Genomic DNA, 10,699 nt, shown 5'->3' on the forward strand with positions numbered 1-10,699 from the left:
CCCCTGGTACGGCTTGATCTTGAAAGTGTTGGTGCCGTACATCATGCCCGCGGTCCGATCTGTGTCGGTTGCGCCAGGGCCAGGGCCAACTCGCGTACAGGACGCTGGTCAGCCTCGTTCATTGCCTGCAGCTGCTGGCCCAGGGTCGGTGCCCCGGGGGCACCGCGGCCTTCGCCGCCGCGCCACTGCTTGCCATCGAAAACGCTCAACTCGGTCGCCTCTGACGGTATTTGCCGGGTGAAAATATCCGAGAAGCTGCTACTGCCAAACACCCCGCCATCGCCACCGCCAAAACCCAGGAACCCGGTGCCCGTGCCCTCGCCAGGATTGTTGCTGCTGGCAAATACCTGGGCGATGAAGCTCGGTGCGCTGGCGCCGTTGTGTATGAAGAGGCTACCCAACGGGGCGATGCCGCTGCCCAGCGTGCGCACCTCGAACAACGGCGTCGGCAACAAGGGTGAGGTCGTCGGCTGCGTTGGCAGCAGCGGTACTTGTGGTTGCGCCAAGGTGCTCGGAGGCACGGTGCTCGGCTCGGGGACCTTGATCCGGTACTCCGGGTCGCCGGCATCCTGCGCATTGATGACATAGGCCGGGCCGGTCAGCGACACCGCCAAGGCGTTGCCGGCCTGGTCCTGAATGCCGCTTCCCAGCGCATTCAGGCGCAGGCCAAGGCTGCCCTGGCCGCTGATATTGGCCACACTGATGCGGTAGGTGCGGGCATCGACTTGCACCAGCGACTGCACGTTACCGCTGGCACTGCCGGTGCTCGCCACACTGAAATCGCCGGCGTCCACGCCGCTGACCGCTTCGTCGAAGGTCAGGGTGAAGCTCAGGGTCTGTTCCGCCGTCGGCGAAGGGCCATCGAGGGTGATCGTGCTTGGCCGCGGCGCCCGCGCGTCAATCAGCACCGCACCGGTACTGCCGATGTTGTTGAGTTCAGCCTTGAGGTCATTGCCAAGCGCATCGCGCAGGCTGCCACCGTTGAGCTCGATGAGCGAGCCGACACTGATGCCGTTGTTGCCCTGTTGGCCGCTGCTGACGGTCATGCGGAACACCAATGCCGTGCTGCCGGAGCCGGAGAGATAATCGGCATAGGCGACCTTGCCGTTGCCCAGGTTGATAGCAAGGCGCGGCAGCCCGTCAGCGGTATCGACCAGCACGGCTTCGTCCAGGTGCACGGTGAAATCCAGGGACTGACCGGCGACATAGGTGCCGCTGGCCGGAACCTCCACCGCCGTCACCGAGGGGGCTACCCGATCGATGCTATAGACACTGCCTTGCAGGCCACCGCTGAGGTCGTTGCCGGCGAGGTCGACGATAGCGGTGCCGCTGTCTTTGAGATCAAGGCGCAGCGTACCGACCCCGGTGAGGCCGTCGACCAGTACGGTGTAGGTGCGGCCGTTGAGTTGGGTCACGCTGGCGATATGCCCGCTGGCCGTGCCGCTGAACATCAGTTCGAAGTCGGGGTTGTCGACGCCGCTGACGCTTTCATCGAAGGTCACGGTGTAACGGACCGAACTGCTGGCGACGGGGCTGACGTCGACCCGCACGATATCGGCCACCTGCGGCGCCACGGTATCCACCCGCACCGACGAGGTGCTGCCCAGGTTGTTGAGCGAAAGATTCAGGCTGTTGCCCGCCCCGTCGCGCACGGCCCCGCCGTTCAGGTCCAGGGTGCCCGCCACGCCAATGCCGTTGGCGTCGTTATTGCCCGCCTGCACGGTGTACTGGAACAGCAGCGCGCCAGTGCCGGAGCCTGACACATAGGTCGCGTGCCGGGTTACCCCGCCGATGTTCAGCAGCAACCGTGGCGTGCCGGCGGAAGTATCGACGATCACCGCTTCACTGGTATTGACCGTGAAACTCAGCACATCACCGCTGTTGTACGCGCCGGCGGCCGGCACCGCGACCGTGGCCACGCTCGGCACGATGGCATCGACCAACACCCCGCTGGTGCTGGGCAGGCCGTTGAGGGGGGTACCGGCATCGTTGCCAAGCCCGTCGCGCAGAGTGGCGCCGTTGAGCTGGAGAGTGCCGGCGACGCTAATGCCATTGCTGTCCAGTTGCCCGCTGGCGACGGTCAGGCGGAACACCAGGGCGGTGCTGCCCGAGCCCGACACATAATTGGCATAGACGGTGCCGCCGGTATCCAGGGTTACGGCAATACGCGGTGTGCCCCCCGTCGTATCGACCACCACGGTTTCGTCGAGGTGGACGGTGAAGTCCAGGTTCTGTCCGGCAACGTAGCTGCCATTACCGGGTACCTCGACATGGGTGATGCTCGGCGCGACCCGGTCAATGCTGTAGACAGCGCCAGCCAGGCCACCGCTCAGGCCGTTGCCGGCGGCATCGGCAATGCCGGTAGCGCTGCCATTGAGGTCCAGGCGCACGCTGCCCGCCCCGCTCAGGCCGTTGACCAGTACCGTGTAGGTATGGCCATCGACCTGGGTAACACTGGCGATGCTAGCGGCAGCGCTGCCGGTCAACACCAGGGTGAAATCGGCGACATCCACGCCGCTGACGTTTTCGTCGAACGTCACCGTGTAGCGCACCGAATCGGCAGCGCTCGGGCTGGCATCGACGCGCACGATACCGGTGGCTTGCGGGACAACGGTATCGACCAGCACCGAGGCTGTACTGCCCAGGTTGTTGAGCGTCAGCGTCAGCGGGTTGGCCGCCGCATCGCCCACGGTTGCGCCGTTCAGGTCCAGGCTGCCCGCCACGCTGATACCGTTGCTGTCGTTGTCGCCGGCCTGCACGGTGTACTGGAACAGCAACGCGCCGCTGCTGGAGCCTGACACATAGGTTGCATAACGGGTCACGCCACCAATGTCGAGCAGCAAGCGTGGCGTCCCCCCGCTGGTATCGACGCTCACCGCTTCACTGGTATTGACCGTAAAGCTCAGCACGTCGCCACTGTTATACGCGCCGGCGGCCGGCACCGCGACCGTGGCCACGCTCGGCACGATGGCATCGACCAATACGCCGCTGGTGCTGCCCACGCCGTTGAGCGTGGGCACTGCAGTGTTGCCGACGCTGTCACGCAAGGCCCCGCCGTTGCTGTCGATGGCACCGGCCACGCTGATACCGTTGCTGTCCAGTTGCCCGTTGGCGACGGTCAGGCGGAACACCAGGGCGCCGGTACCGGAACCGGACAGGTAGTTGGCGTAGACCGTGCCGCCGGTATCCAGGGTGATCGCCAGGCGTGGCGTACCGCCGCTGGTGTCGACCAGCATGTTCTCGCTGAAATTGACGGTGAAATCCAGGTGTTGGCCGGCGACATAGCTGCCATTGGCCGGCACGCCGACACTGGTGACTGTCGGCGCCACGCCATCGATGACGATGCTGTCCTGGCCGCCGATGGAGTTGGCGCCACCCACGGTGGGCAGGGTCAGCACCGCATCGTCGCTGTGCACGCTTTTGATCGTCGCGCCGTTGAGGCTCAACGCGCCGGTGGAGGTGTAATCCAGGTCGGCGCTCAGGTCACCGGCCTGGACCACATAACTGAAGGTCAGGGTATTGCTGCCGGAGCCCGAAACATAGGACGCCAGGCGGTCGACCAGGCCGGTTTCCAGCAACAGGCTCGGCGCGCCGCCCGTGGTATCGACAACCACCGTCTGGTCGAAGGTGACGGTCACGTTGATGACGTCGCCCACCTTGTAGCCGCCATTGGGGTTGCTGACCTGGACGTTGCTCACCAACGGATTGAGCGGGTTCACGTTCAGGTTGATGGTGTCGGTGTCGATCTGCGCGCCGCCGCTACCGTTAAAGCCCTGGTCGTTGCTGATGATCTGCAATGACGCCGGGCCGTTGAAGCCCGGGGTTGGGCTGAAGCTCAGGCCGTTGAGCGCGGCATTGATGCTGGCCAGGCTACCGGTGAAGATCATCGTCGCATCGGCTGACCCGTCACCGGTGGTGAAGATCAGGCCGGCAATCCCGGAGAGCGTGATCAGACCGTTGTTGGCCACAAGCGTGACCTGCAGCGCACTGCTGCCGGCATCCACGTCACTGATGCTGATCAGGTTGCCGTTGCCGGCATTGAACACCAGCACGCTGTCCTGGGCGAAGGACTGGGTGCCTGGTACCGAGTTGAACGGCGCATCGTTGATTGCCGTCACCGCCAGGGTCAGCGTGGTGCTACTCGCCTCGGAGGTACCGGTACCGGAGTTGCCGGGGTCGATGCCGGTGTTGCCGCCGTCGTCGATGGCCACCGTCAGGGTGACGTTGGCGACCGAGTTGGCGGCGGTGAGGAAATTCACCTGGCTGGCGGCGATGAAGGCGTTGATATCGGCCAGGCCGCCCACCAGGGTCAGGCTGCCGGTGCCGGAACCGCTCACCGTAACACCGCTGCCGCTGGTTGCGTTCAGGCTGCCACTGGGCACCGAGAGGACGACCGTGACCGCGCCGCTGCCGGCGTCGACGTCGGTAAAGCTGATGCCGGTGATGGCGCCAGGCTGGTCCTCGTTCACGGCAATGCTGCCCGGCGCGCTGATACTCGGTGCGTCGTTGACCGCGGTGACCTGCAAGGTCGTGATGGTCGAGGCCGTGGCGATGCTGGCGGTGTCGATGCTCACCATCAGGGTCACATTGGCAGTGGCGTTGCTGGCGGTGGTGAAGCTCAGGTTGCTGCCGGCGATGAAGCTGTTGATATTGGCGATAGTGCCGGTCAGGGTACGGGCCGAGCCCGTACCACCGACCACCACCCCGCCGCCACTGATGGCCGACAAGGTACCGGAACCCACCGAGAAGGTTACCGTGGCCGTGCTTGAATCGGCATCGCTGAAGCTGATGCCGGTGACTGCGGTAGCCGTGTCTTCGCTGACCGACAGCGTCGCCGGGGCGCTGACCTGCGGCGTGTCATTGACCGCCGTGACGCTGACCGTCTTGGTCGCCACGGTGCTGTCCAGGCTGCCGTCGTTGATCTGGAAGCTGACCGTACGGTTAGCGGTGCTTGGCGCGTCGGACAGGTTGGTGTAGTTCACCGCGCGCAGCGCCGCCTGCCATTGCGCCAGCGTGGCCGAGGCCCCTGCCGAGGTCAGGGTCAGCTCGCCGGTGGCAACGTTGTAGCTGGCGGAGATATTGCCCATGGTCGCCGGGTTGTTGCTAAACGCCAGGCGGTCCTCGGCGGTCTGCAGGTTGCCGGTGATGCTTACCGTGGCGCTGGCCAGGGTGGCGTTGTCGGAATCCGCCAGCGTCAACCCGCTGTCGATGACCACCGGGGTCGAGACGACATTATTGCCTTCGCTGAACGCGGTGGTGCCGCCGCTGGTGGTGACCTGCGGGGCATCGTTGACTGCGGTGACGGTCACACTGGCCGTGTCGCTGGCGACCGAAAAGGCGCCGGTACCGCCGGACAGCGCGGTGTCCACCTTGGTGCCCTGCTGCCCTGCCGTCAGGCCGGACTGGTCCCAGGCCCGGTAGGTCAGGGTGGCCGTGGTGCCATTGGCACCGTCCGGGACGAAACGGACCTTGTCGGTGGCCCGCAACAGCAGTGCGCTGTTGGCTGCCACGCTACCGACGGCGTTCCAGGTGCTGCCGTCGAGGCTGTACTGCCAGGTGCCGTTGCCGCTGGTGAGCCCGGTGATGGCGATACCCTGCAGCGCGCCGCTGTCGACATCGCTGATGCTGGCCCCGACCACGCTGGCAACCGTCTGCCCGGCGTTGTTGATCGCACCGTCGCTCAACGGCGTGAGCGACGGTGCGGCCGGGGTCAGCACCGGTGCATCGTTGAGTGCGGTGACGCTCAGCGTGGCCTGGGCGATACCGCTGGAAAACGCGAGGCTGCCACCATTGCTGCTGGTGTCGGCGGTATTGCGGGTGCTGTTGGTCGACGCCGTGCCGCTGCTCCGGTCCCAGGCGCGGAACGACAGGCTGACGTTCTCGCCATTGCCCTGGTCGGGCACATAGCGCAGGTGGCTGCTGCTCGACAGCAGCAAGGCGGCATTGCCCGCGACTGCGCCCACCGCGTTCCAGGTCAGGCCATCGGTGGAGTACTGCCAGGTGCCGTTGCCGCTACTACCGGTCAGGGCAATCCCGGACAGCGCACCGGCATCGTCATCTGCATAGGTCAGCCCGCCGAGGATGGTCGAGACCAGCACGCCGGAGGTCGTTGTGTTCTCGTCGGTGCCGGGCAGTGCGTACGGCCCGCCGGACAGCGTCGGCGCATCGTTGACCGCCACCACCGTCACTGTGCTGGCGATCGCCAGCACCTGGGTGTCGACGCCGCCATTGCTGGTGCCGCCGGTGTCGCGGATGCTGGTCAGGGTCACCACCCGGCTGGTGGTGTCAGGGGCCTGGCTGCTGTTGCGGTAGGCCAGGCCGTCGACCAGGGTCTGGGTCGCCGCCGTGGTGATACCGCCAACCTTGCTCAGGGTCACGGTAGCGGTGCTGCCGGTAATGTTCACCAGGTAGCTCATGCTATTGCTGGCGGTGGTGCCGGTCGTGCCGTTGAGCAGGACAATGGTGGTGCCGTCGACCACCAGCAGCTCGTCGCTGCCATTGCCCAGGTTGCCGACCGTGAGGATCAACTGGTCGATATTCTGCCCCGCCTCCAGCGCACTGACGGTGACGCCGCTGAACAGGTCCGCCGCGCCACCGCCCTCGGTAAAGGTCGGGTTGTTCGGCGTCGCCATTACCGTCGGCGCATCGTTGATCGCGGTGATGGCGACAGTGACGTTGGCGTTGCTGCTGGTACCGCCGTCGCCATCGTTGACGGTGACGCGCACGGTCCGGCTGGCGCTGGCAATATCGCCGGTATTGCTGTTGCTGTAGGTCAGGTTGCGCAGCAGCGCTTCGACGCTGGCGGGCGTCGCGCTGGCGTTGAGGCTGATGACCAGGTTGTTGCCCCCGGTGCCGCCGGCCCAGGTGCCGATGGTCACGCCGGCATAGGTGATGTTGCTGCCCGATACGCCGATCTGGCCGGCCCCCAGGCCCTGGTCGCGGACACTGAGCACGTCCTCCCCCGCCACGCCGTTGGCGACGATCGCTACGGTGACATTGCCGCCGTTGAAGTCCGCCGAATCGGCATCGCTGAGGGTGGCATTGCTACCAGCATCGATCAGCACCGCAGTGCCGCCTTCGTTGAAACCGACCGAATCGCCATTAAGGTTGCCGACCACCGGCACGGCATTGCTGAGGGTGGTGAAGTTCAGCGTGGTGTTGTTCTTGATGCCCTTGAAAATCGCGCCATCGAGGTCGGCGAAGGTCTTGCTGTCGAAGCGGATGGCGTAGCCGGTCCCCATCGCCAGGGTGATCGACGGGTCGATGGTCCAGGTCGAGCCGGAACCGGTGATCTGCCCACTGCCGACTGCAATGGTTTCGACGATGGCGTTGTCGGAGGTGCGCACGATATAGAGGTTGCCGCTGCCCTTGACCACACTTTCGTTGAAGGTCAGCACGATGTTGGCCGTGGGCGAAACGTTCACCCCGTTGTCGCTCGGGGTGGAGCTGACCACGATGGGCGGCCGGTCGTTCTGAATGACGTAGGTGCCGGTGGAGGTGTTGATCCCGGCATACAGGTCGACGTCACCGTCGCCGTCGAAATCGGCGACCCGGTAGTTGGTGCCGCTGGTGTCGGTCAGGCTCACGCCGGCAAACGGCGAAGCGGCCTGGGCCATGATGCTGAACGTGCCGTCGCCATTGCTGCGCGCATACTGCCAGGCCGTGCCGTTGCCGCCGGTCTGGTAGAGGATGTCGGTATCGCCGTCGCTGTCGAAGTCGCCCACCACCAGGCGCGCACCAAAGACCGGTGCCGGGAAGGTGGCGCTCGACTGGCTGCTGAAGCTGCCGCCGTCGTTGCGGTAGTAGTTGCCGGTGGCGCCGTTGACCCCGGTAAGGATGTCCAGATCGCCGTCACCGTCGAAATCACCGACCCGGTAGGCGTTGCTGTTATGGTCGGCGAAGCTCAGGCCGGCAAACGGCGAAGCGGCCTGGGCCATGAGGGTGAAGGTAGCGTTGCCATTGTTGAGCGCATACTGCCACACCGAGCCATTGCCGCCGGTCTGGTAGAGGATGTCGGCGTCGCCGTCGTTGTCGTAGTCGCCCACTACCATGCGCACGGCGAAACTCAGCGACGGAAAGGTGGCGTTCGATTGGCTGCTGAAACTGCCACCGTCGTTGCGAAAGTAGTTGCCTTGGCCGCCGTTCACCCCGACCAGCAGGTCGATATCGCCATCGCCGTCAAAGTCCTCGGCGAACACGTTGTTACCCGCAGTGTCGCCCAGGCTCAGGCCGGCAAAGGGCGAGGCGGCCTGGGTCAGGAGGGTAAAGGTGCCGTCGCCGTTGCTGCGCGCATACTGCCAGGCCGTACCGTTGCCGCCGGTCTGGTAGAGGATGTCGGCATCGCCATCACCGTCAAAATCGCCCGCCACGGTACGCACACCGAACAGCGGCGCCGGAAAGGTAGCGGTAGAACCGGAGCTGAAGCTGGTGGCCAGCAGGCTCTGGTAGCCGCTCAACTGGGTGCCCAGGGAGGCGCTTTGCAGCACCCCGCTGCTGCGCTCCAGGGTCCAGTTGCCGCCCAGGGCCTGGGCCCCGGTGTCATCGACGGAGGCCGCGATATCGGCGCCGGTCAACGCCGCCAGCTGATCGACGAACGCCTGGCCGGCGCTGTCCTTGCCGACGCGACAGCCATACAGCATCAGGTCGCCATCGGCCTTGAGCGCCGAGCCGATGCCTTGCAGGGCTGCGCTGTGCTCGGCCAGGTTGCTGCTGTCGAGCCAGACATTGCCGAGCTGTACGGTGCCCGATGCCCCGTGGGACAGCAGGTGGATGGTATCCAGGCCGTCGCGCCCTTTCAGGTAGTCGGCCATCTGTTGCAGGCCGTCCTTGCTCGGGTCGAGGATTACCACCTCGGTGCCGGCAGGCAGGCCGTTGATTAACTGTTGCGAGTCCTTGACCTGGCCATCGACAAACACCACTTCGTGGCGTTGTCCGGCCTGTTGACTGCCAATGTCGGCGGAGGCCGGCGCAGCCTGTGCGTTGTGCTCGGCAGAGACGCTGTCCTTGGCCGGCTCGGCTGTCGCCTCGGCCACGGCCTCCTGGGCAACGACCGCCACGGAGGCATCGAACATGATCCGCGGCTCCAGGGCGAACAGCAATGGTGCCTGGCCGCTGCCCGCAAGTGGCGTGGATTGCTGCGCCGCCTGACGCTTGAATCGCTCGATGAACTTCATGCCCCGCCTCCTGCTGTGCAACCGCCCTGCCCACAGGCAGCAAACGGTGGAAAGTGGCGGCGGCCCAGCGGGGCCGCCACCGAACTGCGCTGATCAGCTACGCGTAGGGAAGGTGCCTTCCAGCGCGATGATGTAGGTGACGCCCAGGTACGGATTACGGTTGCCGAATGGCTGGCCGCCGCCGGCCAGGCTCAGCGAGTTGGGGGCCAGGGTCACCGCACCGGTCATGTCGCTACCGTAGATGTTCACGGTGTTGCCGGCGGTATCGGCCGCGCGCGCCAGGTACAACGATTCGCTGCCCACGTCGCTGCTGCCGCCAACCGTCGAGATCACCTGCGCATGGCCGTGACTCGGCAGCTGGTTGTAGGTCAAGGCAATGTTCTCGACCCCGCCCACCTCGCCCAGATCGATATCGCTCAGGCCCGGCCCCTGCCCGGTTCCAATCGGGCTACGCCCGCGCAGGTCCGGCAGGCCGAAGGTGTTCTGGCCATTGCCGCCGTAGATCGTGCCAAGGATCGAAAACAGCGCCGCGTTCTGCGCGATAGGCAGGATCTGGGCCTGGCAGAGGGCATATCCGCGAGGCGCGAAATTGCCGCCGAACATCTTGATTTCACCGAGAAATGGTTCGCTCATCGGGCATTTCCTTACGTTGCGTTGTTGGAATCTCGGGCCTAGCCGCAGACCGCCTGGGGCGGTGCTTGGCATTCGCGATGGATCACCACTTCGAGGGTGTGGCGCCCGTCTGCCTCAGGCAGTGTCGGGGTCATCAGCAACACCCACTGCTGCCCCGCCGGGCCACCCAGGCGATACACCGCCTGGGGCAGCCGCACGGCGGGAGGCAAGGCAAAAACCGCGCTATAGCATTCATAACGCGCGCTCATCGGCGTACCGTCGAGCACTTGCAGCAACGTCAGCGGCAGCGCCTGGTCCGCGGCGAGCCAGAGGACGAAACCCTGCACGGGTGCCTGGGCCAGTTCGTCGCGGCTGGGGATGAGGTAGAGATTCTGTTCGCTCATGAGGCAATCCTGTCGGCGCGCACCGGTGCCTGGCGGCGCATGCGCAGGTAGACACCGGAAGTATTGATGGCCTCAAAACCGAACCGGGCATACAAGCGCAGCGCCGGGTTGTAGGGCTCGACCGACAACTCGACGGCCAGCCCGCGTTCATCGGCGCGCTGGAGCAGGTCCGTGAGCAAGCGGGTGCCAAGCCCCTGGCCGCGGCAAGCCGGCAGCAGGGCGATATCGATGAGGTTGAGGGTGGTCTGGCCCCAGAACAGGTACAAGCGGCCGATGGGCTGCCCGTCTTGTTCGATGAGGTAGAATTCGGCGTCGTGAAAATGTACTTGATAGTACTGGTGCTGAGCCTGGAACTGCTGGTCGAGAAAGACCGCAATGGCCTCGGCAGACCAGCCGCTAGGGGCCATTTCCTCGCTGCGAGTGCTGGCGTAGAGCATCCGCAGGAAATCCAGGTCGGCAGCTTCCATCCCTCGAAGGGACACCGCGAACTTCATCATGAACGCAAACTTC

4 protein-coding genes are annotated in these 10,699 nt (G+C 65.4%); all 4 read right to left on the minus strand.

All coding sequences use genetic code 11. The annotated features are described in order from the left end of the window. Positions 1-41: 41 nt before the first annotated feature. Positions 42-9,173 carry a DUF4347 domain-containing protein gene (locus ABM562_RS16300; protein ID WP_460422616.1) on the minus strand — a complete coding sequence of 3,044 codons (9,132 nt, stop codon included), beginning with the start codon at positions 9,171-9,173 and terminating at the stop codon, positions 42-44. Positions 9,174-9,266: 93 nt separating this feature from the next. Continuing rightward, complete coding sequence (locus ABM562_RS16305) at positions 9,267-9,806, minus strand: phage tail protein (RefSeq protein WP_115086655.1); 540 nt, start codon at positions 9,804-9,806, stop codon at positions 9,267-9,269. A gap of 38 nt (positions 9,807-9,844) precedes the next feature. After that, on the minus strand, positions 9,845-10,189 hold the full coding sequence (locus ABM562_RS16310; RefSeq protein ID WP_115086656.1) for a DUF6916 family protein: 345 nt from the start codon (positions 10,187-10,189) through the stop codon (positions 9,845-9,847). Continuing rightward, entirely contained in the window at positions 10,186-10,686 is a 501-nt protein-coding gene (locus ABM562_RS16315) for a GNAT family N-acetyltransferase (protein ID WP_115086657.1), read from the minus strand. Before ABM562_RS16315 ends, ABM562_RS16310 begins: the two co-directional genes overlap by 4 nt. Positions 10,687-10,699: the final 13 nt, after the last annotated feature.

The sequence above is a fragment of the Pseudomonas sp. ZL2 genome, from assembly GCF_054788455.1.